A 24,301-nucleotide genomic window follows, 5' to 3' on the forward strand; every position below is an offset into this window, starting at 1 on the left:
AATTGGGGATAAAAAAAGATACGGCTTTCGCCGTATCTACTAGTTTAGTGTGTTTTACACGCGTCGTAAAGACCCGCTTCTTTAATTGCTTCAATTAATGTCTCGCCGATAACTGATGGAGTTGCTGCAACTTTCATACCAGCTTCTTTCATAGCGCTGATTTTTCCTTCTGCAGTACCTTGTCCACCTGAGATGATAGCTCCTGCGTGACCCATACGTTTGCCTTCAGGTGCTGTTTGTCCACCAATGAAACCAACTACAGGTTTTTTCATGTTAGCTTTAATCCACTCAGCAGCTTCTTCTTCTGCTGTACCGCCGATTTCACCAATCATAACAACCGCATATGTTTCTTCATCTTCATTGAATGCTTCAAGAGCATCGATAAAGTTTGTTCCGTTTACTGGATCTCCACCAATACCAACAGCAGTCGTTTGACCAATGCCAGCTTGTGTTAATTGGTGAACAGCTTCATACGTAAGTGTACCAGAGCGTGAAACTACTCCAACGTGACCTTTAGTATGAATGTAACCAGGCATGATGCCGATTTTACACTCATCAGCAGTGATGACGCCTGGGCAGTTAGGACCAACTAAACGAGTCTTTTTACCTTCCATGTAGCGTTTCACTTTAACCATGTCTAGCACTGGGATGTGCTCAGTAATACAGATTGCCATATCTAATTCCGCATCTACAGCTTCTAGAATTGCATCTGAAGCGAATGGTGCTGGAACATAAATAACAGATACGTTAGCGCCAGTTGCCTTTACAGCTTCTTCAACTGTGTTGAATACTGGAACGCCTTCTACTTCTGTACCGCCTTTACCAGGTGTTACACCTGCAACGATTTTAGTACCGTACTCAATCATTTGTTTTGTATGGAAAAGAGCAGTTGAGCCCGTGATTCCTTGAACGAGTACTTTTGTATCTTTATTAATAAATACGCTCATTATTCTCCCTGCCTTTCTTATCCTACAAGATTTACGATTTTTTGTGCGCCATCAGCCATTGAGTCAGCTGCAATGATGTTTAAACCAGACTCATTTAACATTTTCTTACCTAGATCAACGTTTGTCCCTTCAAGACGAACGACTAGTGGTACTTGAAGACCGACTTCTTTAGCAGCGATAATAACACCCTCTGCAATTACGTCACACTTCATAATTCCACCGAAAATGTTAACAAAGATTCCTTTAACATTTTTGTCAGAAAGAATGATTTTAAATGCTTCTGTTACTTTCTCAGCTGTAGCACCGCCCCCAACGTCCAGGAAGTTAGCGGGTGAGCCACCGTAGTAGCTGATTGTATCCATTGTCGCCATAGCTAGGCCGGCACCGTTAACCATACATCCGATGTTTCCATCGAGAGAGATATAACTTAAATCATATTTAGATGCTTCAATTTCTTTTGCATCCTCTTCATCGTAATCACGCATTTCAAGAATTTCTGGGTGACGGTAAAGAGCATTAGCATCGAAATTAAATTTCGCGTCTAGTGCAACCACTTGATCATCACCTGTAACAACTAGTGGATTGATTTCAACGATTGCTGCATCTTTATCAATATAAACTTTGTAGAGGCCTAACATGAATTTAACTGCTTTGTTAACAAGCTTTGCAGGAATATTCATTTTGAACGCCATACGACGAGCTTGGAAACCAGTTAACCCGACTACAGGATCGATATCTTCGTAGAAAAGACGTTCCGGTGTGTTAGCTGCTACTTCTTCAATATCCATTCCGCCTTCTTCAGAACCCATTAAAGTTACACGTGAAGTGGCACGGTCTAAAACAAGACCAATGTAATATTCTTTTTGAATATCGCTACCTTCTTCGATGTAGATACGTTTCACTTCTTTACCTTCTGGGCCTGTCTGGTGAGTGACAAGAACTTTACCTAAAAGTTCTTTTGCGTACTCGCGTACTTCGTCAAGATTTTTTGCAATTTTAACGCCGCCCGCTTTTCCGCGACCACCTGCATGGATCTGAGCTTTGACAACTGTTACTGCTGTACCTAATTCTTTCGCTGCTTTAACTGCTTCTTCTGGTGAGAAGGCAACGATTCCGTTTGGTACGGCAACTCCATATTGACGTAGCAATTGTTTTCCCTGGTATTCATGGATATTCATTGTGCGTCCTCCAATCGAACTATTGAGTTTACTACCTTCCCCATTGTATAAAACCTGTCACAATATGTCCATAAAAGTATGAAACTGCGAATTTTCAATCTTCTCAAATAAAATTGACAAGTGACTTGATGGGTTCAAAACTTCTTCTATGTTCTGAGCAAATACCTAAAGCTTCAATTGCCTTTAAATGAGCAGGAGTGCCGTATCCCGCATGTTGCTCAAACCCATAGCCCGGGTACTGTAAAGCTAGTTCTTCCATGTAGGCATCTCGAACAGTTTTGGCAAGTATAGAGGCTGCCGCAATGGATAAACTTCTGGCATCTCCTTTGATAAGAGCATGGCAGGGCTGCTCGACAGGAAGCGGCATCGCATCTGACAAAATGATGTCAGGCTTTATAGCCAAACCTTCTAAAGCCATCACCATTGATTGTTTAGTGGCCTCATAAATATTGAATTGATCGATTTGTTGGCGAGGTTGAATATGTACCGAGTAACTGACAGCATGTTGCCGAATTAATGCGGCCAGCTGACTTCTAGTCTCTTTTTTTAGTTGTTTTGAATCGTTCACATCGGAAAGCATTTCTGTGTTTTCGGGTAATATGACCGCAGCTGTGACAACTGGCCCTGCTAAAGGACCCCGCCCTGCTTCATCCACACCAGCGACTATTCCGGAACCGAACGAATAATCAAAGTCGTGTCGAGCTTTGTAATCTGTCCATTTTTGTTGCTGTTTCAAGTTGTTACGATCAAATGAGGCAAGCAGCTTTTGAACACCTAGACGCTCATCTGTCCGTAATTCTTTAAGCCAATCCTTGTCGACTGGCAACGAGCGAAGTTTTTCTTTAATCATTTTTATGGATTCCACTGCAGATCCTCCTCTTCAAACGTACCTTGGACAAAATAAAATCAGTATCCTCTCTTGAATAAATTCTAAGAGATCATACTGATTTTAATCGAATTTCTATAAATTTTATAGGGATGTGTCAGCTTCTTCTTGTTCTTCGACAATATCAAAAGTAAGTCTTCCTAAATGTTCATTTCGCACATCACGGACAATTAATTCAGCAACGGCATCGTAATCAATTTCCCCACCAGCTGAAAAAGTTTTGCGTAATTGGCCAATGTGAGTAAAGACTGCTTCTAGATCGTCACCAACTGTAGTTAGCTGATATCTTTCTTGTAAGCGCTCTGGATAGTGTTTCTCTAAAAAACGAAGTGCATATACAGCTAAGTCCTCCATGCGCAACACAGCGTCTTTAATGGCTCCTGAGAGGGCTAATTTGAAACCAATCTGTTGATCTTCAAACTTTGGCCATAAAATACCGGGTGTATCCAACAATTCTAGTTCTTTTTCAAACTTAATCCATTGCTGCGATTTCGTGACACCTGGAGTGTTTCCAGTTCTAGCAATGTTCTTTTTTGCAAAGCGGTTGATGAGCGTTGATTTTCCCACATTGGGAATGCCTAAGATCATGGCACGGATAGCACGAGGTTTCATCCCTCGGGATTTCATACGATCAAATTTTGGTTTGAGTAAAATTCGAGTTTCTTTTAAAACTCGCTGCAGATCTTTTCCTTCAAATGAATCAATGGCTACCGCTTGAATACCTTGCTCCGCAAAATAAGCAATCCATTTGGCGGTTTGCTTTTCATCTGCCATATCGGCTTTTGTTAAAATCATTAATTTAATTTTTTGATGGACAATCTGTTCAAGCATTGGATTTCTTGACGAAACTGGCAAACGAGCATCCACCAGTTCAAATACGATATCGACAAGTTTTAAGTTTTCTGTTACTTCCCGACGGGCTTTTGCCATATGCCCGGGAAACCATTGAATCGTCATAGTGCCACCTCTACTTTACAATACTAAAATCCTGAAGCGGCCAAAAAATCAAACTCGTTGTACCGATAATTTCATCCTCTGGAACTAAACCAATAATACGACTATCTTTTGAATAGCGGCGGTTGTCTCCCATGACAAAAAAATAGCCTTCAGGAATTTCTGTTAAATTGGTTCTCTCTTCTAAAGTAAAATCTTCTGTTAAAGTACCTTCAGAAATTTCTTCTTTATATTCATCTAGATAAGGTTCATCGACCGCTTCCCCGTTGATGTACAATTGATCATCTTCATAAGCAATCGAGTCACCAGGCAGGCCGATAATACGTTTGATATAATTTTTTTGTTCAGGTGCATGGAATACCACAATCTCAAAGCGTTCTGGAGTTCCTATATCATAACCAATTTTGTTAACTACCATCCGGTCACCGTCACGTAGTGTAGGCATCATGGACTCCCCATCTACCACAATTGGTGTAAATAAAAAGAACCGAATAATTGCGGCTATACTAAATGCGATTAAAATTGCTTTTGCCCATTCCCACACTTCATTTTTCTTTTTTGTTGTTTCCATTCACTCGCACTCCCCTCAGCTTCTATCTTACAAAAAATATAGGGTTTTCTCTAGTCAGAGCTCTGTTTATAAAAATAAAAATACTGCTTGCTGTCTTGCGACAACAAGCAGTATTCAAATTAGCGAAGTTCTTTAATACGAGCTGCTTTACCACGTAGGTTACGTAGGTAGTACAATTTCGCACGACGTACTTTACCACGACGAATAACTTCAAGACGCGCAATCTTTGGTGTGTGTACAGGGAATGTACGCTCTACGCCAACACCAGAAGAAATTTTGCGAACTGTGAAAGTTTCGCTGATACCGCCGCCACGACGTTTGATGACAACACCTTCGAATACCTGTAAACGCTCACGAGTACCCTCGACAACTTTAACGTGTACACGTACAGTGTCTCCAGGACGGAACGATGGTAGGTCAGAACGAAGTTGATCTTTAGTAACCGCTGAAATAATGTTTTGCATAATCATTTCTCTCCTTATACGAATGCTCATACACGCATATCCGCTGCAGCGGAACATCCAAAATAGGTGCAACTTATAAGAAGCACATCAAACATCATATCATAGACATTGACAAGTTGCAATACTTGTCAGTTCTTTTTCAATGATTCAATATACTCTTTATCTTCTTTGGATAACTCTGCAGTTTCAAGCAGGTCTGGTCTACGCTCGAATGTTCTTTTTAAGGACTCTCTGCGTCTCCATTGTTCAATATTGGCATGGTTTCCTGACAGCAACACATCAGGCACTTTCATCCCTTTAAACTCAGCTGGCCTTGTGTAATGCGGATGTTCTAAAAGCCCTGTCGAGAAGGAATCCTGCTCATGTGAAGCTTGTTTCCCTAACACGTCTGGCAAAAGACGCACCACGCTGTCCACAACGGTCATAGCTGCAAGTTCTCCACCCGTTAATACAAAATCCCCTATAGAGATCTCATCGGTCACAAGATGCTCTCGAATGCGTTCATCATAGCCTTCATAATGGCCACAAATGATCATCAAAGCCTCTTCACCTGCTAACTCTTCCGCTTTCTTTTGAGAGAAGCGTTCTCCTTGAGGACACATCAAGAGAATACGAGGTGGTTTTTGGGTTTCGAGTTTTAAAGCTTCAACAGCCGCAAAGAGTGGTTCTGGTTTTAAGACCATACCAGCACCACCCCCATAAGGGTAATCATCTACTTGTTTATGTTTTGACTCAGAGTAATCACGGAAATTAATGACTTCTAATTGCGCTCTGCCAGATTCTTGTGCTTTTTTTAAAATAGAGGAGCCGAACACTCCATCAAACATTTCTGGAAACAAAGACAAGACTTGAATCTTCATTCGCTAAGTAAACCTTCCATGACCTCAATGACAATTTTCTTTTCACTAGGGTCGACAGATTTAACAACTTGCTCGATGTAAGGAATATAGTGTTTTTTCCCTTTAGTCGGTGTCACTTCCCATACATCGTTTGCTCCAGTTGGTAAGATTTCGGTTACGCGACCAATTTCTTCACCCGTGGTCGAGAATACATCACAACCAATGATTTCATGAAAATAAAAAGCATTTTCTTCGAGCTCATTCAAGTCAGTTTTTTCGACTTTCAAGAGATGGTCTCTAAAAGGTTCTACATCATTAATTGTAGGGAACCCCTCAAACGTAAGCAGATCAAAGTTCTTGTGCGTACGATGATTTGTCACCTTAACTTGTTGGACTAATTGCTCTCCCTTGAAAAGTGCTAGTTTGCTCCCTTTTTTAAAGCGCTGCTCTGGAAAATCCGTTGAGGACATTACCCGAACTTCTCCACGAATTCCGTGCGTGTTCACAATCTTTCCGACATTTAACCATTCCGTCATGCGAGACACTCCTTTCAACTTGTAAACGAACAAAAAGGAAGAACTTGTGAGTTCTTCCTTTTGGTCAATCTAAAATATCGACAAAAACACGTTTTGATTGGTGACTGCTTGCTGCTGAATAGACAATTGTACGAATCGCTTTAGCGACGCGTCCTTGTTTCCCAATTACTTTCCCCATATCTTCTGGATGTACAGAAAGCTTATAGACAACCCGGTTACCTGAAATCTGTTCATGGACCTCAATAGACTCCGGATGATCAACAAGTGGTGTAACGATCGTTTCAATCAGCCGCTTCATGCTGTCACCTCCGATTATTTAGATAATTTTGCGTTATGGAATTTTTCCATGATACCTTGTTCTGAGAACAAGTTACGTACTGTATCAGATGGTTTTGCTCCATCTTGAAGCCATTTCAATGCAAGTTCTTCATTGATTTTTACTTCAGCTGGTTTTGTTAGTGGGTTGTAAGTACCTACTGTTTCGATTTGACGGCCGTCACGTGGTGAACGTGAATCAGCTACTACAATACGATAGAAAGGAGACTTTTTAGCTCCCATACGTTTTAAACGAATTTTTACTGCCATTTGTTAGTGCACCTCCGAATAGTTTCACACAAGATAGTATATTACCAAGCTTTTTTTAGTTTGTAAAGTGTTTTTTCTTAACACTACTAAAAGTTATCGAAATAACCCATCCATGCCTGGGAAATTCATCTTTTTCTTGCCCTTTTGTTGCATAGTAGACATTTGTTTCATCATTTTTTTCATATCTTCAAATTGCTTAAGTAGACGGTTTACTTCTTGAATAGAAGTTCCTGAACCTTTGGCAATTCGCTTTTTACGACTACCATTAATCGCCTCTGGATGACTCTTCTCGTGAGGCGTCATGGAATAAATAATGGCTTCTACACGGTCCATCTGCTTTTCATCTACTTTGGCATTTTCTAGCCCTTTAATCTTACCAGCACCCGGCAACATTTTGAGGATTTCATCGAGCGGCCCCATCTTTTTCACTTGTTGCAGCTGTTCTATGAAGTCATCAAACGTGAACGATTGCGTGCGGATTTTCTCTTCTAATTCTTTTGCTTTTGTTTCGTCGACTTCTGTTTGCGCTTTTTCAATCAGTGAAAGAACATCGCCCATTCCTAGAATCCGCGAAGCCATACGATCTGGATGGAACTCTTCAAGAGCATCCATTTTTTCACCCATCCCGACAAATTTTATCGGTTTTTGGGTAACTGAACGAATAGATAACGCAGCACCACCACGAGTATCACCATCTAGTTTTGTTAACACGACACCCGTAATGCCAATCGCTTCATTGAAGTTAGATGCGACATTGACCGCATCTTGACCTGTCATGGAATCGACTACCAAGAAAATTTCGTCTGGCTCTTTTAAAGCACGAATTTGTTTCAATTCATCCATGAGCTCAGAATCTACATGAAGGCGACCCGCTGTATCGATGATTACAACGTCATGATGTTCTTGTTTTGCATGTTCAATTGCTTGACGTGCAATTTCTACAGGGGAAATCTCAGTGCCTAGTGAAAATACTGGTAAGGAAAGTTGCTTACCAAGTGTCTCTAGCTGTTTGATCGCCGCTGGACGGTAAATATCAGCCGCAACCAGAAGTGGCTTTTTATTGTACTTTTTACGCAATACAGAAGCTAACTTCCCACTAGTTGTCGTTTTACCGGCACCTTGAAGACCAACCATCATAATGACAGTTGGTGGACGTGTAGAAAAGGCAATTTTGCTTTGTTCTCCGCCCATAAGCTGTGTCAGCTCATCTTTAACAATCTTAATTACTTGTTGACCAGGTGTAAGACTTTTCATTACATCTTGGCCAATTGCACGTTCTGATACAGTTTTAATAAATTGTTTGACGACTTTTAAGTTAACGTCTGCTTCTATCAAAGCAAAGCGCACTTCGCGCATCATTTCTTTGACGTCCGCTTCGGAAATCTTCCCTTTTCCTTTAATCTTTTGCATCGTCACTTGGAGTCGTTCTGCTAAACCTTCGAAAGCCATTGTGTTCTCCTCCTATTCGACGCCTTTTAATTGTTCAATTAAATCAATCGATTGAGTCTTGGGTTGCTCAGTTTGAATAGCTTGCTCGAGTTGCTCGATCAGCTGTTGACGCTGGGCAAATTTTTCGAAGAGATTCAATTTTGTTTCATATTCTTCAAGCATCATTTCAGTTCGGCGAATATTGTCGTAGACGGCTTGCCGCGAAATTTCATATTCTTCGGCAATTTCTCCAAGGGAGAGGTCATCTAAATAGTAAAGTTCCATATATGAGCGCTGTTTATCGGTTAAAAGTGATTGATAAAAGTCAAAAAGGAAGTTGATACGTGTCGTTTTTTCAATCATCTTCTCGCTCCTTCAGTTAGTGCACAAAACTAGTGTAGTGGCTACATAATTTAGTGTCAAGTATTTTTACTTGTCTTCATATTGGGAAGACGTTTCTTCTAGCTCTAATCCATCCGCAAAAAGACCATAGACATATTTATCAGCATCAAACGGTTGCAAGTCATCGATTTTTTCACCAAGCCCTACAAACTTTACTGGAATACCAAGTTTGTTGCGGATGGCTAACACAATACCACCTTTGGCAGTGCCATCAAGTTTAGTTAAGACAATTCCTGAAACGTCTGTCACTTCCTTGAATGTTTGCGCTTGAATCAAAGCGTTTTGTCCTGTCGTTGCATCCAGAGCTAATAATACCTCGTGTGGCGCTTCTGGAATTTCACGAGAGATGACCCGATGAATTTTCTCAAGTTCATTCATAAGATTGACTTTGTTCTGCAATCGACCAGCGGTGTCACAAATTAACACGTCAACCCCTCTGCTCTTCGCTGCACGAACTGCGTCATACATTACGGCAGCCGGATCTGAGCCTTCTGCTTGTTTAACGACTTCAACACCTACACGGTTGCCCCACTCTTGTAATTGGTCGATAGCTCCGGCACGGAAAGTATCCCCAGCGGCTAACATGACAGTTTTCCCCTGTTGCTTATAGCGGTGAGCAAGCTTACCAATCGTCGTTGTCTTCCCTACACCATTTACTCCAACAACTAAGATAATGCCTAAACCGGTTTCTGGTAGTGTGACTTCAGAAAGTTCCTGTTCACCATTTTCATAAATCTCAACAAGTTTTTCAGCAATAACAGATTGAATTCCCGCGGTTTCTTTGATGTTCTTACGTTTCACTTCAAAGCGCAGTTTGTCCATCAGTTCCATTACCGTTTCAAAACCGACGTCTGCTTGCAGCAGCAATTCTTCTAGCTCTTCAAAAAAATCTTCATCCACTTTGCGGTACTGAGCAACGAGGTCATTTACTTTGGATGTAAACTGATCACGTGTTTTTGTGAGTCCACCTTTAAATTTATCAGTGATGCTTTGTTTTTCTACTTGTTCTTCAGGTGTCCCTGACATTTTTTCTTTTAATTTCTTGAAAAAGCTCATTACTTCTCAGTCCTTTTATACGTATTCTTCAAGCTTCACAGAGACGAGTTTTGACACACCTGATTCTTGCATCGTCACTCCGTACAATACATCTGCACCTTCCATCGTACCTTTTCGATGGGTGATGACGATGAATTGTGTGTCTTCTGAGAACTGGCGCAAATAGTCACTATAGCGCACCACGTTGGCCTCATCTAAAGCGGCTTCTACTTCGTCCAATATACAAAATGGTACAGGTCTTGTTTGTAAAATAGCAAACAATAAGGCGATAGCTGTCAGTGCTCGTTCACCACCCGAAAGTAGAGAAAGGTTTTGCAATTTTTTCCCAGGTGGTTGAGCGACGATATCAATTCCTGTCTCTAACATATTGCCTGGGTCGGTGACGACAAGATCGGCTTGCCCTCCACCAAATAATTTACGAAAAACACTGCGGAAATGTTTCTGAATTTCATAAAAAGTAGTGGAGAACCTTTCTGTCATCTCTTCATCCATTTCTGCAATGGCTTCATGAAGCGTTTCTTTTGCTTGCAGTAAATCCGTACGCTGCTCGGTTAAAAATAAATAGCGTTCATTTACTTGTTCAAATTCATCGATTGCCGATAGATTGATTGGACCTAATTCTTCAATTGATTTTTTTAACAAGCGAATTTTTGACCGCTCTCTTTCACTATCTTCCGGTAAAGTGTAATTCGCTAATGCAAACGAGTAGTCCATTTCGTAGACATCAGATAACACTTCATAATACTGAGTTAAGTTTTTTTCCAGTTGCTCTTTTTGCACGAGTAGTTTTTCATACGAAATCGATACATTACGCAAGCGAGCAGCCGCATCTTCTTCTTGCAATTCTGTGGAGCGGATTTGTTGATTACAAGCTGCACGCAACTCGCGTTGTTCTCGAATTTTTTCCGTCAAGCTTACTTTTTGATCAGCTAATTGTTGAATCTCAGACGCAAGTTCATCTGCAGTCTGGTTATCATGTCCAGTTTGATACCAAGACAATTCATCTTCCCAAGCTTGAATTTGCGTTGATGCTTTAGCGGAAGATTCCGTTAAAGCGGCTACATCTCGGTCAACTTGTTGCTGCCTTTCAGAAGCAACAGCTAGCTCTGTCAATAACTCACCTAACTGATTTTGAATCGCATCTTTTTGTTCGACTGATTTAGTTTTCAACTCGGTCAATGAGTGAATTTCTTGTTGGATAAATGAGGATTTTTCTTTCAACTGCGCAAGCAGCTTCTCAATCTCTAGTAAGCGTTTAGTCGCTTGCTCACGATCATCCCCATGTTCTTGTTGTTGGAGATGGAAATCATCGAATTTATCTTGCCATTTCTCTACCAATGTTGTTGCAGAAGCTAGCTCTGCATAAATCGTTTGCTGCTCGAGACGTAAGTTCTCTCCAGTTTCACGCAGAGATTCCAACTTCAGTTGATGAGCAGCAGTCTCCTCTTTAGCAGTTGATACAGACTTCTCTGCTCTTGCAAGATCATTCTCTAATTTCGCAACAAGTTGGGAATAGTTTTCAAGGTCTGCTTTTCGCGTAAATACCGAGCTTTGCTTCTTAGTAGCTCCACCCGTCAATGAACCACCTGGGTGCACCACATCGCCTTCTAGTGTCACAATGCGATAGCTATTGTTGATTAACTTGGCTAACTCGGTCGCTCCGTTCAAATCTTTCGCAACGAGAATAGTTCCTAAGAGATTGTCGCGTATAGCGGCGTACTCAGGTTCACAGGAAACTAGCGTATTGGCAGTAGCAATAAATGCGGGATGTTCCGCAATTTTTTGTAATTGAAAAGACTGCACATGACGCTCTTTAATGACGTCCATTGGTAGAAAAGTGGCACGTCCCAATCGATTTTGTTTAAGGAAAGAGATAGCTCGTTGAGCCGTTCGTGTATTTTCCATCACCACATGTTGCGCTTGTCCACCAATAGCGGTATCAATAGCCGTTACATAGGAAGGGGGAATGATTAAAATTTCTGCAACTGCTCCTCGTATACCTTCAAGTTGTTGCTGATCACGTTGTTTGAGCAATTCTTTAACCCCATAAAAATACCCACTAAATTCGACTTCAAGTTCTGCCAGTGAATCGCGTTTTGCTCGAAGCTGATGGAGTTGTTGATAGCCTTCAAACAATAGTTGGCGCTTTTTCTCAAACGCCTCAGTATGAGAGTTAAAAATCGTTTGCTGCTGTTTGTAGTGTTGAAGTGTTTTTTCCACGTCAGTATCGACTGTGTGCTTTTTAGCAGTAGCTTCCTGATGAGTTGCCCGTGCAAGCTTCAGTTGCTGTTCTATTTCAGAGACTTCGTCTGTAAAACGCTTTAGATGGAGTTGTTGCTTTTCCGATTGTTGATGTAACAGACGTTGTTCATTTTTCAACCCAGCCTCTTCATTCAATAGTTCAATGTAGTCAGATTTCAGACTATCTAGCTGATTGTCGAGATCTGCTGCCGAGGTATGTACAAATTGCTCAAGCTTGCTGCGCTTAGCTTTTAATTCTTTCATTTGATTCGTTTGTTTCTGTTTTTGTTCATTCATTCGTTGCAGTTTGTCAGAAAGTTGGAGCGCCTCTTGTTTTGCCACTTCTAAAGATGCTTGCAATTTACCAACTTGCTGCGCGCGATTATTTTGCTTTTCCTCGAGTACAAGTTTTCTTCCTTCTTGTCGTTCAAGTTTAGAGGAGACAGCGACCGCTTCGTCTTGCAAATCGTCAACTTGTTGCTCAAGTATAGCCAATTGCTTTCTCGATGCATGTAACTTTTCACTGTATTGCTCTCGTTCTAAACGAGTACTTTCACTCACACTTGAAGCCTCTTCGATAGCTGTTACCAATTTATCTTTAGATTGTTCTGCTTCATGGATATCGTGCAACGTCAGGCCGATTTCACGCGTTTTCAGTTCCGCAGCAAATTCCAAATAATCTTTTGCTACAGATGCTTGAATTTGCAATGGCTCAATTCTGGATTCTAGCTCATGTAAAATGTCCAGAACTCTGTTCAAGTTATCATCCGTCTCGAGCAATTTAAACTCTGCTTTTTTCTTACGTTGTTTATATTTTAGTACACCAGCAGTTTCCTCAAAAATGGCGCGACGATCCTCAGCTTTACTGTTCAGTATCTCGTCCACTTTACCTTGAGAAATAATGGAGAACGCTTCTTTGCCAAGTCCAGAATCCATAAATAATTCTGTTATATCTTTTAATCGACACGTTTGCCGATTCAATAAATATTCGGAATCTCCCGAACGGTAAACTCTGCGAGTCACACTAACTTCTTCATAGTCTGTTTGCAGGGCATGAGAGTTGTTGTCGAGAACTAACGTCACCTCTGCAAAGTTCAATGGCTTACGGGAATCACTGCCGGCAAAAATCACATCTTCCATCTTGGTACCGCGCAGTGATTTGGCTGATTGTTCGCCAAGTACCCAACGAATTGCATCCGTTATATTACTTTTCCCACTACCATTTGGTCCTACAACCGCTGTAACTCCAGGCACGAAGTCTACAGCGATTCGTTCAGCAAATGATTTGAAGCCTACAATTTCAAGCCTCTTTAAAAACATAGTTAGTCCTCCGTCTTCAATTTCTCAATGGCTAATTGTGCAGCCTGTTGCTCTGCTTCCTTTTTAGAGCGTCCACTGCCTTCTCCAAGAGCTGTTTGGTCTAGAGAGACTTGCGAAATAAAGATCCGATTGTGTGCTGGGCCGGTCTCTTCAATAATTTCATATTTCAATTGTCCTGCATTGTCTTGTTGAATTAATTCTTGCAACTGACTCTTGTAATCAGAGACTTTTGAAAAAGCCCCTACCTCTACTTTCGGGAACATCACTTGCTCTAACAACTCGATCACTTTTGTTAAGCCTTGATCAAGGTATAAAGCTCCAACAAGCGCTTCAAAAACATCTGCAAGAAGCGCAGGTCGTTGACGTCCACCCGTATTTTCTTCTCCTTTTCCAAGAAGAATAAATGAGCCAAGATCTAGCTCATTCGCCAAATGAACAAGGGACGGTTCACAGACAATCGATGCACGAAGTTTCGTCAACTCTCCCTCAGTCATTTTCGGGTAACGGTGGAACAAATACTGGGATACAGCCAGTTCAAGTACCGCGTCTCCTAAAAACTCCAATCGTTCATTGTCGATAAAAGATTTGCGTCGGTGTTCATTTACATAGGAAGAATGGGTGAATGCTTCAAAAAGCAAGCTTTCATTTGAAAACACAAGATGCGATTCGCGCTGAAAATCAGCAATCTTTGACTTTGCCTCTTGGCTATATAGCGGTTTTTTCTTTTGTTCTTTCATCTACCTCAGCCTTTCTGTATATACAGGTCTATCCCTACTAGTTTACTGCTTATTGCAAGGATTGCATAGTCTTGGCACAAAAAGAAAACCAGAGAGTTTGCACCCTCTGGTAGTTGTTTTATTAGTTGCCTAATTTGCCTTCGATGTAAGTTACTGCAGAACCTACAGTTGAGATATTTTCAGCTTCCTCATCGGAGATTTCCATGTCGAACTCATCTTCAAGTTCCATAACAAGTTCCACAACATCTAATGAGTCAGCGCCTAAATCTTCACGGAAAGAAGCTTCCATTTTCACTTCTGATTCATCTACACCTAAACGGTCTACGATGACTTTCGTTACGCGTTCTACTACTGTTGACATTTCATGTCACCTCCCCTCATTAGTATACGCAACTATCGAGCATTTGCCTAGATTACATGTACATTCCACCGTTAACATGAAGTGTTTGACCGGTAATATAGGTTGCTTCATCTGACGCTAAGAACGCAACTGCTGCTGCGATATCCTTAGACGTCCCAAAATGACCAAGTGGGATCTGTGACAGCATCGCCGTTTTAATCTCTTCAGGTAATTGATCTGTCATTTCCGTCTCAATAAATCCTGGAGCTATTGCATTAACCGTAATATTACGTGAGGCTAGTTCAAGCGCAACAGATTTTGTCATACCTACTACACCCGCTTTGGCCGCCACATAATTTGTTTGACCAGGATTTCCAGAAGCACCTACTATGGATGAGATATTAATGATTCGTCCTTTGCGCTGCTTTATCATTTGACGTGACACTGCTTTCGTTGTCAAGAATACACCTTTTAAATTCGTATCAATGACATCGTCCCATTCACTATCTTTCATTCGCATTAAAAGATTGTCCCGAGTGATTCCTGCGTTGTTTACTAAAATGTCGATAGACCCGTACTCATCAAGAGCTGCTTTCATCAAGGCCGTTACCTCTTCACCATTTGAAACTGATGCTTGAACAGCTATCGCTTTACCACCAGCTGCAACAATCTCAGCTACAACGGCTTCCGCTTTTTCCTGACTGCCACTGTAATTGACGACAACCTGAGCACCTCTAGCCGCCAAATCTTTTGCAATTTCACTACCGATGCCTCGTGATGCACCTGTTACAACTGCTGTTTTTCCCTGTAAGGTCATTGTGAATCTCCTTTCAAATGATAAAGAGCTCGATTCAAGCTTATTGTGTCGAATACAGAATAGGTTGTCACGGACTTATCAATCTTTTTGATTAATCCGGAAAGAACGTTCCCTGGACCACACTCGACGAATGTATCGACTCCTAAATCAATCATCGTTCGTACAGACTCTTCCCAACGAACGGGAGCTGTAACTTGCTCGATTAGTAAGTTGCGGATCTCTTGTTCTTGTTCTACTGGTTGAGCAGTAACATTAGCGATCACCGGCACTTTTGGTGCCCGAACAGAAACCATGGCCAGCTCAACTGCCAACTTACTAGCAGCAGGTCGCATTAACGATGAATGGAACGGGCCACTAACTGTTAACGGAATTGCACGTTTTGCTCCTTGCTCTTTTGCCAAAATCGATGCATTTGCGACTCCTTCTGATGTACCTGAAATAACAATTTGACCAGGACAGTTGAGGTTTGCTACTTGAACGGCATGACCTTGTGCTGTAATCTCATCCGTCACCTTTTCCAAGTCGGCAGCCTGCATTCCAAGAATGGCTGCCATTGCTCCTTCACCTGCAGGAACGGCTTCATTCATATACTTCCCGCGTTTATGGACAATCGTTGCCCCGTCCTGAACCGATAATACGCCTGCCATCACAAGTGCCGAATATTCGCCCAGTGAGTGACCTGCTACGTAGTCCGGTTGAAGACCATGTTCCATTAATAAAGAAGCTGCTATTGTGCTGCTCAGCAATAAAGCTGGTTGAGCATGGTAAGTTTTCGTCAACTCTTCAAGAGGCCCTTCAAACATGATTTTAGAAATCGGTATGTTCATTGCTTTTTCAGCTGTTGTTAAATAATGCTCGTATTTCGGGAAGTTCTCAACAAGGTCTTTTGCCATTCCAACTGCTTGTGAGCCTTGTCCCGGGAAAATAAATGCTACTTTCATATTACGCATCCTTTCGAACGGTCTCTGCAATTATGCCACTGACATCCCACTCCACCATCGTACGTGCTTGACGAATGGCATGGAAAATCGCATTTTCATTAGAGGAACCATGTGCTTTTATAACCGGTGCGTTTAAGCCAAATAAACCAGCACCACCGTACTCTGTATAATCCATTAACCCTTTTAAGTCTGCTAAATCATTTTTCACCAATGCGGCAGCCAATTTTGTTTTAGTGGATTTCATGAATGTCTGCTTCAGCATCTTAAAGAGGCTTCCGGCAGTTCCTTCGATGGTTTTTAACACCATGTTGCCTGTGAATCCATCGGTAACCACTACGTCAGCTACTCCATCTAATAAATCACGCGCCTCTACATTGCCGATAAAGTGAATAGGGGCTTGCTCTAACAGTGTATAAGCTTGCTTAGTAAGATCATTACCTTTACCTGGTTCAGTTCCAATATTTAATAGACCAACTCTTGGTTTGTCAATTGAACGAACGTTTTGGGCATAAATAGATCCCATCACTGCATATTGGACTAAGTGCTCTGGCTTAGCGTCCGCGTTTGCGCCTAAGTCCAGCATGACGAATCCTTTCCCATCGATTGTAGGAAGTGTTGGCGCAAGAGCCGGTCTTTCAATTCCTGGGATACGGCCAACGATGAATAAACCTGAAGCCATCAGGGCGCCTGTATTTCCTGCTGAGATGGCCGCTTGAGCTTCTCCATCTTTTACGGCCTGTGCCATGCGTACCATCGAGGCATCTTTTTTACGTCGAATGGCTCGCACAGGTTCATCCGTGGCTTCTATTTTCTCAGTTGTGGGAACAAACGTTAGGCGTGGGTGCTCTTTTAGCAATGGTGTCACTTCAGCTTCCAAACCAAATAATAGAATTTCAATATCTGTGAACGTCTCAAGTGCACGGTATACGCCTTTTACAATTTCAGTAGGGGCGTGATCGCCACCCATTGCATCTACTGCTAATTTCATTTCATCACCTTCTCTTCCGGTTGCGATACATGATACATAGTGAACTCCCCTTCAAACACTTTTTCCTGATGGACTTTACTAATGACGTGTATGGTAGAGTTCCGTTCATTTTCTCTTCGGGTGACTTGTGCTTTCGCTACAACTCGGTCTCCCTTTTTTACCTGTTTAACAAAATGGATGGTTGCCTTTTTAGTGAGTGCCAGTTCATCATCTAATAATGCGACTGCTAAAGAATTAGCCTGAGCAAATAAATGATGGCCTCTTGCTATATTACGTGTATGAAAGACATGTTCTTGTCCAATTTCTAACATAGAAATCGCGGAATCGCCAAGTGTCAAATCAATGATTTCTCCAATAACATCATCTTCAGTCAAGGAGCGCACAGTCGTCAGTCGATCCGTAGCAACGTGTTTAATCCGTTCTCGAAGCTCTGGGATCGATAACTCCATGCGATCTAGGCGAATGGTTTGAACACTAACTTGAAAATTTGTCGCCAGCTGTTCATCCGTGATAAAAGGGTTATCCTCTAACATTTTTTGTAAGCCAGATTGTCGATCTTTTTTAGAATAGCGCATGTTTATCACCTCTTTTAGCACTTGGTACTAATATCAGTATATAAATAGAAAAAAAAGAATGCAAGAACTGTTTCGTTCTTTGCATTCTTAATCAATACGATGACCGTCTAAAATACCCGATTTTTCTAGCGCTTCACGATAAGGTTGCCATTCTTCTGAGTTCCAAAAGTAACTACTATCGACCAGTCGTTCAGCGTCTTCACGCGCCGTTTGCAAGGCCCGATAATCATGAACAAGATCAGCGATTTTAAACTCAGGCATCCCGCTTTGTTTACGGCCAAAAAAGTCTCCAGGTCCGCGTAGCTCTAAATCTTTTTCAGCTAATGCAAAACCATCTGTCGTCTCTGTCATGGACGTCATACGCTCTTTTCCTACTTCCGTTTTCGGATCAGCAATTAACACACAATATGATTGGTGATCGCCACGGCCTACACGCCCACGTAACTGATGCAGTTGTGCGAGCCCAAAACGCTCTGCATCAAAAATCATCATAAATGTCGCATTCGGAATATTGACCCCTACCTCTACTACGGTTGTAGAAACAAGGATTTGACTCTCATTTTCTGAAAACCTTCGCATCACGGCATCCTTCTCGTCAGAGGGTAACTTACCATGCATCAACTCTACTTTAAAAGCCGGTTCATAATAGTGTTGCAGCTGATGAAAAATATCGAGAACATTTTGCAAATCTAACTTATCCGACTCTTCAATAAGCGGACAGATAACATAGGCTTGTCTGCCTGCTAAAAGCTCTTTCTTCAAACGGCTAAGAAGAGCAGGCAATTGTTGCTCTTTCATCCAGTAGGTTTCAATCGGTTTTCGTCCGGCAGGCATTTCATCAACTACGGTAACATCCATTTCTCCGAAAGCAGTAATAGCCAGAGTCCTTGGTATAGGAGTCGCCGTCATAAATAGCACATCAGGCTCAAGACCCTTTTGTTTTAACACACGTCTTTGCTCCACGCCAAAGCGGTGCTGCTCATCGGTTACTACTACACCAAGATTATGAAACTGGACGTCAGGTTGAATCAAAGCATGCGTGCCGATTACGACATCGATTTCTCCATTTTGCAGGCCTTCTAGAATCTGTCGACGTGCTTTTGCTTTAGTCGATCCCGTCAATAATGCTACTTGAATGCCAAGTGGTGTGAACCATTCAAAAAACGCATTTGCGTGTTGCTCTGCTAAAATTTCGGTCGGTGCCATAATTGCGCCTTGTAAACCCGCACTATATCCAGCTATTAAAGTAATGGCTGCAACAACCGTTTTACCTGAACCTACGTCACCTTGTAACAAACGATTCATTTGATAAGGTGCTCGTAAATCGTTTAAAATCTCGGTGACCGCTCGTTGTTGTGCTCCCGTTAATTGATAGGGAAGTGAAGAAACGAAACTAGTGATTAGCAGTTGATCATAGTCAACGGCCCGCCCAACATTCGCCTCTTTGCGTAATTTTTTAAGGGCCTGCATTTTTAATTGAAATTGCAGCAATTCTTCATAAACAAATCTTCTTCGAGCATTTTTGGTGCTGTCCGCGTCTTCAGGAAAATGGATTGCTTGGAGTGCTTGAAAAAGTCCTGGAAGACGGTATGAATCTCTGACTGACTCAGGTAAAGGATCGACCCACTCATCTTTTGTCTGCTCAAACACTTGCGTCAGAATTCGACGGAACACCTTTTGAGTGACACGGCCTTTCAGACTGTAAACTGGTTCAAAGTCATGCGCATCTGTACGAGGTCCCAGTTGATGTGCCGAAGCCTGAATAACTTGTCTTCCCTTATCCCACTTGCCAGAAATAGTAACTATTTCACCAGGCACAAATTTTGATTTCAAGTAGGGTTGATTGAAAAATACGGCTTTGATGAGATGTCGGCCCGTCAAAACTTTGACTTGCAGTCTTGATTTCTTGCCCATAAATAATATAGTTGGGTCACTTTCGACTCGGCCTTCTACAGTAACCCGTTCATTATGATCTGTTAACGTTAAATCTTTTAAACGAAAATCTTCGTGGCGGGTAGGAAATGTGAACAGGACATCTTCCATAGTGAAGATGCCCAGTTCATTCAATGCTTCTGCCGTCGCTTTTCCTACACCTTTAAGTATAGAGATTGGCTCTTGCAGCATATTATTGCTCACGGCCTACTACAGCGCCGCCAAATATTTTAGCTTCTAACCAACGACCTGTTGGTGTCGCTGCTAACCCACCCTGTGCAGTTTCTTTCAATGCAGTCGGCATCGTCTGCCCAATTTTGTACATTGCATCGATTACTTCATCACATGGAATACGGCTTGTTACGCCCGCAAGTGCCATATCCGCTGCAACGAGCGCATTAGCTGCTCCCATTGCATTTCGTTTTACACAAGGTACTTCTACCAAGCCTGCTACTGGGTCACACACTAATCCCAACATATTTTTAAGTGTTATAGCAAAAGCTTCTGAACATTGTTGAGGTGAGCCGCCCGCCATTTCTGTAATGGCTGCAGCTGCCATCCCAGAAGCAGAACCTACTTCAGCTTGACAACCTCCCGCTGCTCCTGAAATCGAAGCATTGTTAGCAACAACAAAGCCAAATGCACCCGAAGTGAATAAATAGTTAATCATTTGTTCTCGCGTCGGATTCAATTTATGAATGACAGCAAAAAGTGTACCTGGTACAACTCCCGCAGATCCAGCGGTAGGGGTTGCACAAATTGTCCCCATAGCTGCATTGACTTCATTTGTAGCTACCGCTTTGCTGACCGCATCCAATAACAATTCTCCGGATAGAGAGTTCCCTTTTTTCATGTAATTCTGGATAAGGACTGCATCGCCGCCGGTTAATCCAGAAGTGGAGCGCACTCCTTGTAAGCCTTTTTCTACTGCTTCTTCCATTACGGTTAAATTGCGGTCCATTTGTTTCATGATTTCTTCACGAGTTCGGTCCGTAACTAGCATTTCTTGCTCAATCATTATTTCAGAGATTAATTTATTTTCAGCTTCCGCTCGCTCAACAAGTTCACGGACATTGCGAAATAATACTTCCATCATGAATTCCTCCTAATCAGCAATACGCGTCACTTGAGTGATATTAGGTAAAGTGGCGATTTCAGCCAATACTGCTTCACTTACCGTTTGATCGACTTCAATTACCATGAGCGCCATATTGCCCTTTTCTTTTCGCGAAACTTCCATGTGCCCAATGTTAATTTGTTGATCAGCTAGACATTTAGCTACACTAGCAATACAACCAGAGCGGTCTTCATGCACCACTAGTATAGCAGCTCCGCCACCTGATAAGCGCAGTGGGAAGCCATTGAGCTCAACAAGCTCTACTTTCCCTCCACCGATGGATATACCGACCATCGACATTTCCTGTTGCTCGTCACCTAGTACAATGCGCGCCGTATTTGGGTGCTCTGTGTGTGCAGTTTCAGGTATAAATTCAAAGGTCAACCCTAAACGTGCTGCGTCTTCAAAAGCTGTTTTGATGCGTTCATCATCTGTATCATAATCTAGAAGACCGCCGATAATTGCTACATCAGTTCCGTGGCCTTTGTAAGTTTCTGCAAAGGATCCATAAAGATGTACTTTTGCCCATTTTGGCTGTCGACCAAATAAATCACGGCCGATACGTCCGATGCGAGCAGCACCTGCTGTATGTGAAGATGAAGGCCCAATCATAACTGGCCCAATTATATCGAACACTGATTTAAATTTCATACTTATATCCCCCAAACCTTTATCCTTTCCATTTTACTATGAAAACGCTTTAACTTCTAGTTCTTAGATGTGGAGAACGCTACTCTAGAAATTCCGAGGAAATCAGACGTGCCCGTGAAGGCGCTCTTTAGCCTTTGCGGGTGCGGCTGATTCCGCAGTGTGTTTCTGGCGTTCGGAACTCGATTACGCTCAGATGTGGAGCAGACTATTCAGCGTAAAAAAAGCAGATTCTCTAGAACCAAATCTAGAAAATCTGCTGATATAATTTTGGTCTCTAATGAACTTACCTATTATTCCACTGAAAGAATGTACGGATAAAGTGGTTGCTTACCGTTATACATTTCTACTTCAACGTCTGGATAATGTGCTTCCACCCAGTCAGCTAATTCCTGTGCATGAGCTTCTGTAGTATCTTGACCATAGAGAATAGTTAACAGTTCTGCGTCCTCATCTACCATTGATTCTAGTAACTGTTTAGCAGCTACTTCAAGATCTTTTGTAGATAAAATAATTTTACCTTCTGCAATCGCCATAAAGTCATCTTTGGCAATTTCAACGCCATCAATTGAAGTATCTCGAACGGCATGCGTGATTTGTCCTGTTTTCACATGTGCAAAAGCTTGCGTCATCGAATTTTTGTTGTCTTCTACTGTAGCCTCAGGATTGAAAGCAAGAACCGCCGCCATTCCTTGTGGTACTGTTTTCGTTGGGACAACTGCCGCTTCAATTTCAAGCAGTTCAGCAGCTTGTTCAGCTGCCATGATGATGTTTTTGTTGTTCGGTAAAATTAATACTCGTTCAGCACCTACATCTTTGATTGCTTTTACGATATCTTCTGTTGAAGGATTCATCGTTTGACCGCCTTCAATTACAGCAGAAGCACCTAGATTTTTTAACAGCTCACTAACACCTGTGCCCATTGCAACAGTGACAACGGCATAAGGATGCTTGACTGTTTTCTGTTTCTTAGGTTGTTCGCCAACAAGATCAGTGTGCTGTTCGCGCATATTTTCAATTTTAATTTTGATCAGGTCTCCATATTGCTGTCCATAGTTCAATACTTCTCCTGGTTGCTCTGAATGAATATGTATTTTAGCTACCTCATCATCTGAGATGACAAGTAGTGAATCTCCATATACACTCAAATCATTTCGGAAATCACCCTCATCGAATGATTTTTTTGTTTCATCTAAACGAACCATGAATTCCGTGCAGAAACCAAATTCAATTTCAGAAGTGTCCATGAATCCTTGGATAGCCATGTGGTGCTCAGCACTAATCATTTCATCCATAGACCCACCAGCTGTTTTTTCAGGAAGTTCTTCTCCTTTTAACGACGCCAAGAAGCCTTCGTATACATAGACAAGCCCCTGACCGCCACTATCGACAACTCCAACTTCTTTTAATACCGGCAATAAATCCGGTGTACGTTTTAGTGAAGCTTTTGCTTCTTCTAATATGATTGTCATGAGTTCATCGATCGCATCAACTTCTTTAGCGGCTTCGACTGCCTTTTTTGCGGCATCTTTAGCAACCGTTAAGATTGTTCCTTCAACAGGCTTCATAACCGCTTTATAAGCCGTATCTACGCCGTATTGTAGTCCAGCAGCAAATTGTTCAGCTGTCACCTCTGCGTATCCTTCAACTGATTTACCGAACCCTCTAAATAATTGAGAAAGAATAACACCCGAGTTGCCTCGTGCTCCCATAAGCAAACCTTTTGCAAGTGCTTGCGCTGTTTTACCTAGGTGTTCAGTTGTATGAGTTGCGGTTTCCGCAGCACCTGATGTCATCGATAAATTCATGTTTGTTCCTGTGTCACCATCGGGCACTGGGAAGACATTCAACGCATCCACATAGGCTGCATTTTGAGCAAGGTGGTGTGCACCCATCTGCACCATCTCAGCAAATTGATTACCATTAATCGTTTTCATAATGTTCTCTCCCTTACATTGTCGCAACGCGAACGCCTTGCACATAGACATTCACCGATTCGACAGCCATTCCTAAAGATTTGCCGAGCGTGTATTTCACTTTCGATTGCACTTGGTAAGCGATTTCTGAAATCTTTGTACCATAGCTTACGATAATATACATATCAATATTTACTTTTCCATCTTTTTCACGAACCAGAACACCTTTAGAAAAGTTCTCTTTGCGAAGGATATCTGATAGGCCATCCTTCACTTGATGCTTCGATGCCATTCCGACAATCCCATAACATTCAATAGCAGCTCCGCCCGCAATTTGAGCGATAGCGTCTTGTGAGATTTCGATCTGACCAAAGTCGTTTTTAATTTCAATCGACATTTGTAATTCCCTCCTAAGTCAAACTGACTACCTTACATTGTACTATACGATACGAATCATGAAAAGAAACGTTTTCAAGATGGTCTGTAAAGGAAATTTTCTTGATAACACTTGCGAACACAAAAAAAGTATGGTAAATTACTAAAGTATGTGAAATAACGAAGTAAAACAAAAAGCATAGCTTCTTGTTGTGAGGAGGGAATTAGTATGCCTAAACAATGTGTAATTACAGGCCGTAAGACTCGTTCTGGAAACAACCGTTCACACGCTATGAACGCTTCTAAGCGTACATGGGGTGCTAACTTACAAAAAGTTCGTATTCTTGTAGATGGTAAACCAAAACGCGTATGGGTTTCTGCTCGTGCATTAAAATCAGGAAAAGTGGAGCGCGTTTAATCGCCTCTTTTTTCTAAAAAAACCACAGCTCTCTTCGGAGGCGCTGTGGTTTTTTGTTTTTAGATAGCAAAAAACCGCCCTAATGGCGGT

At 41.9% G+C, this 24,301-nt stretch carries 26 protein-coding genes; 1 reads left to right on the forward strand and 25 read right to left on the reverse strand.

Annotated elements, in window-relative coordinates:
- Positions 1-44: 44 nt before the first annotated feature.
- The 25 genes from sucD to MKY84_RS10020 form a co-directional block, all read right to left on the reverse strand.
- Positions 45-947 carry a succinate--CoA ligase subunit alpha gene (sucD, locus tag MKY84_RS09900; RefSeq protein WP_342525839.1) on the reverse strand — a complete coding sequence of 301 codons (903 nt, stop codon included), beginning with the start codon at positions 945-947 and terminating at the stop codon, positions 45-47.
- 17 nt (positions 948-964) lie between these two features.
- Entirely contained in the window at positions 965-2,125 is a 1,161-nt protein-coding gene (gene sucC, locus MKY84_RS09905) for an ADP-forming succinate--CoA ligase subunit beta (RefSeq protein WP_342525840.1), read from the reverse strand.
- 103 nt (positions 2,126-2,228) lie between these two features.
- Positions 2,229-2,990: a ribonuclease HII gene (locus MKY84_RS09910; protein WP_342525841.1), complete on the reverse strand. Its 762-nt coding sequence runs from the start codon at positions 2,988-2,990 to the stop codon at positions 2,229-2,231.
- A gap of 105 nt (positions 2,991-3,095) precedes the next feature.
- Complete coding sequence (gene ylqF / locus MKY84_RS09915) at positions 3,096-3,968, reverse strand: ribosome biogenesis GTPase YlqF (RefSeq protein ID WP_342525842.1); 873 nt, start codon at positions 3,966-3,968, stop codon at positions 3,096-3,098.
- A gap of 10 nt (positions 3,969-3,978) precedes the next feature.
- Positions 3,979-4,536, reverse strand: a complete 558-nt coding sequence (lepB, locus tag MKY84_RS09920) for a signal peptidase I (RefSeq protein ID WP_342525843.1) — start codon at positions 4,534-4,536, stop codon at positions 3,979-3,981.
- 119 nt (positions 4,537-4,655) lie between these two features.
- Positions 4,656-5,000: a 50S ribosomal protein L19 gene (gene rplS, locus MKY84_RS09925; RefSeq protein WP_342525844.1), complete on the reverse strand. Its 345-nt coding sequence runs from the start codon at positions 4,998-5,000 to the stop codon at positions 4,656-4,658.
- Positions 5,001-5,128: 128 nt separating this feature from the next.
- Entirely contained in the window at positions 5,129-5,860 is a 732-nt protein-coding gene (gene trmD, locus MKY84_RS09930) for a tRNA (guanosine(37)-N1)-methyltransferase TrmD (protein ID WP_342525845.1), read from the reverse strand.
- Positions 5,857-6,375: a ribosome maturation factor RimM gene (gene rimM, locus MKY84_RS09935; protein ID WP_342525846.1), complete on the reverse strand. Its 519-nt coding sequence runs from the start codon at positions 6,373-6,375 to the stop codon at positions 5,857-5,859. The genes trmD and rimM overlap by 4 nt, the downstream gene beginning before the upstream one ends.
- A 64-nt stretch (positions 6,376-6,439) precedes the next feature.
- Positions 6,440-6,673, reverse strand: a complete 234-nt coding sequence (locus MKY84_RS09940; RefSeq protein ID WP_342525847.1) for a KH domain-containing protein — start codon at positions 6,671-6,673, stop codon at positions 6,440-6,442.
- Between the two features lie 14 nt (positions 6,674-6,687).
- Positions 6,688-6,960: a 30S ribosomal protein S16 gene (gene rpsP, locus MKY84_RS09945; RefSeq protein WP_342525848.1), complete on the reverse strand. Its 273-nt coding sequence runs from the start codon at positions 6,958-6,960 to the stop codon at positions 6,688-6,690.
- 93 nt (positions 6,961-7,053) lie between these two features.
- Positions 7,054-8,409 carry a signal recognition particle protein gene (ffh, locus tag MKY84_RS09950; protein ID WP_342525849.1) on the reverse strand — a complete coding sequence of 452 codons (1,356 nt, stop codon included), beginning with the start codon at positions 8,407-8,409 and terminating at the stop codon, positions 7,054-7,056.
- Positions 8,410-8,421: 12 nt separating this feature from the next.
- Positions 8,422-8,751 carry a putative DNA-binding protein gene (locus tag MKY84_RS09955; RefSeq protein WP_342525850.1) on the reverse strand — a complete coding sequence of 110 codons (330 nt, stop codon included), beginning with the start codon at positions 8,749-8,751 and terminating at the stop codon, positions 8,422-8,424.
- Between the two features lie 66 nt (positions 8,752-8,817).
- Positions 8,818-9,846 (reverse strand): signal recognition particle-docking protein FtsY, encoded by a 1,029-nt coding sequence (gene ftsY / locus MKY84_RS09960; RefSeq protein ID WP_342525851.1) that lies wholly within the window; start codon positions 9,844-9,846, stop codon positions 8,818-8,820.
- A 15-nt stretch (positions 9,847-9,861) separates the two neighbouring features.
- Entirely contained in the window at positions 9,862-13,407 is a 3,546-nt protein-coding gene (gene smc / locus MKY84_RS09965) for a chromosome segregation protein SMC (protein WP_342525852.1), read from the reverse strand.
- 2 nt (positions 13,408-13,409) lie between these two features.
- Positions 13,410-14,144, reverse strand: a complete 735-nt coding sequence (gene rnc / locus MKY84_RS09970) for a ribonuclease III (protein ID WP_342525853.1) — start codon at positions 14,142-14,144, stop codon at positions 13,410-13,412.
- A 121-nt stretch (positions 14,145-14,265) separates the two neighbouring features.
- Complete coding sequence (acpP, locus tag MKY84_RS09975; protein WP_342525854.1) at positions 14,266-14,505, reverse strand: acyl carrier protein; 240 nt, start codon at positions 14,503-14,505, stop codon at positions 14,266-14,268.
- A gap of 52 nt (positions 14,506-14,557) precedes the next feature.
- A complete protein-coding gene (gene fabG / locus MKY84_RS09980; protein WP_342525855.1) occupies positions 14,558-15,301 on the reverse strand; it encodes a 3-oxoacyl-[acyl-carrier-protein] reductase in 744 nt (247 codons plus the stop codon).
- Positions 15,298-16,242: an ACP S-malonyltransferase gene (fabD, locus tag MKY84_RS09985; protein WP_342525856.1), complete on the reverse strand. Its 945-nt coding sequence runs from the start codon at positions 16,240-16,242 to the stop codon at positions 15,298-15,300. The genes fabG and fabD overlap by 4 nt, the downstream gene beginning before the upstream one ends.
- Position 16,243: 1 nt before the next feature.
- Positions 16,244-17,230 carry a phosphate acyltransferase PlsX gene (gene plsX / locus MKY84_RS09990; RefSeq protein WP_342525857.1) on the reverse strand — a complete coding sequence of 329 codons (987 nt, stop codon included), beginning with the start codon at positions 17,228-17,230 and terminating at the stop codon, positions 16,244-16,246.
- The gene (gene fapR / locus MKY84_RS09995; RefSeq protein WP_342525858.1) at positions 17,227-17,805 is read right to left on the reverse strand and encodes a transcription factor FapR; all 579 of its coding nucleotides are present in this window, start codon (positions 17,803-17,805) and stop codon (positions 17,227-17,229) included. Before fapR ends, plsX begins: the two co-directional genes overlap by 4 nt.
- Positions 17,806-17,892: 87 nt before the next feature.
- Positions 17,893-19,929, reverse strand: coding sequence for an ATP-dependent DNA helicase RecG (gene recG, locus MKY84_RS10000; protein ID WP_342525859.1), 2,037 nt, complete (start codon positions 19,927-19,929; stop codon positions 17,893-17,895).
- Between the two features lies 1 nt (position 19,930).
- Entirely contained in the window at positions 19,931-20,830 is a 900-nt protein-coding gene (gene sdaAA / locus MKY84_RS10005; protein ID WP_342525860.1) for an L-serine ammonia-lyase, iron-sulfur-dependent, subunit alpha, read from the reverse strand.
- 12 nt (positions 20,831-20,842) lie between these two features.
- The gene (gene sdaAB, locus MKY84_RS10010; RefSeq protein WP_342525861.1) at positions 20,843-21,505 is read right to left on the reverse strand and encodes an L-serine ammonia-lyase, iron-sulfur-dependent subunit beta; all 663 of its coding nucleotides are present in this window, start codon (positions 21,503-21,505) and stop codon (positions 20,843-20,845) included.
- A gap of 290 nt (positions 21,506-21,795) precedes the next feature.
- Complete coding sequence (locus tag MKY84_RS10015) at positions 21,796-23,439, reverse strand: DAK2 domain-containing protein (RefSeq protein ID WP_342525862.1); 1,644 nt, start codon at positions 23,437-23,439, stop codon at positions 21,796-21,798.
- 13 nt (positions 23,440-23,452) lie between these two features.
- Positions 23,453-23,815 carry an Asp23/Gls24 family envelope stress response protein gene (locus tag MKY84_RS10020; RefSeq protein WP_342525863.1) on the reverse strand — a complete coding sequence of 121 codons (363 nt, stop codon included), beginning with the start codon at positions 23,813-23,815 and terminating at the stop codon, positions 23,453-23,455.
- Between the two features lie 207 nt (positions 23,816-24,022).
- Here MKY84_RS10020 and rpmB point away from each other — a divergent pair, with 207 nt between their 5' ends.
- A complete protein-coding gene (gene rpmB / locus MKY84_RS10025; RefSeq protein WP_010301642.1) occupies positions 24,023-24,211 on the forward strand; it encodes a 50S ribosomal protein L28 in 189 nt (62 codons plus the stop codon).
- Positions 24,212-24,301 lie beyond the last annotated feature (90 nt).

The sequence above is a fragment of the Chryseomicrobium sp. FSL W7-1435 genome (assembly GCF_038595005.1).
Taxonomy (GTDB): domain Bacteria; phylum Bacillota; class Bacilli; order Bacillales_A; family Planococcaceae; genus Chryseomicrobium.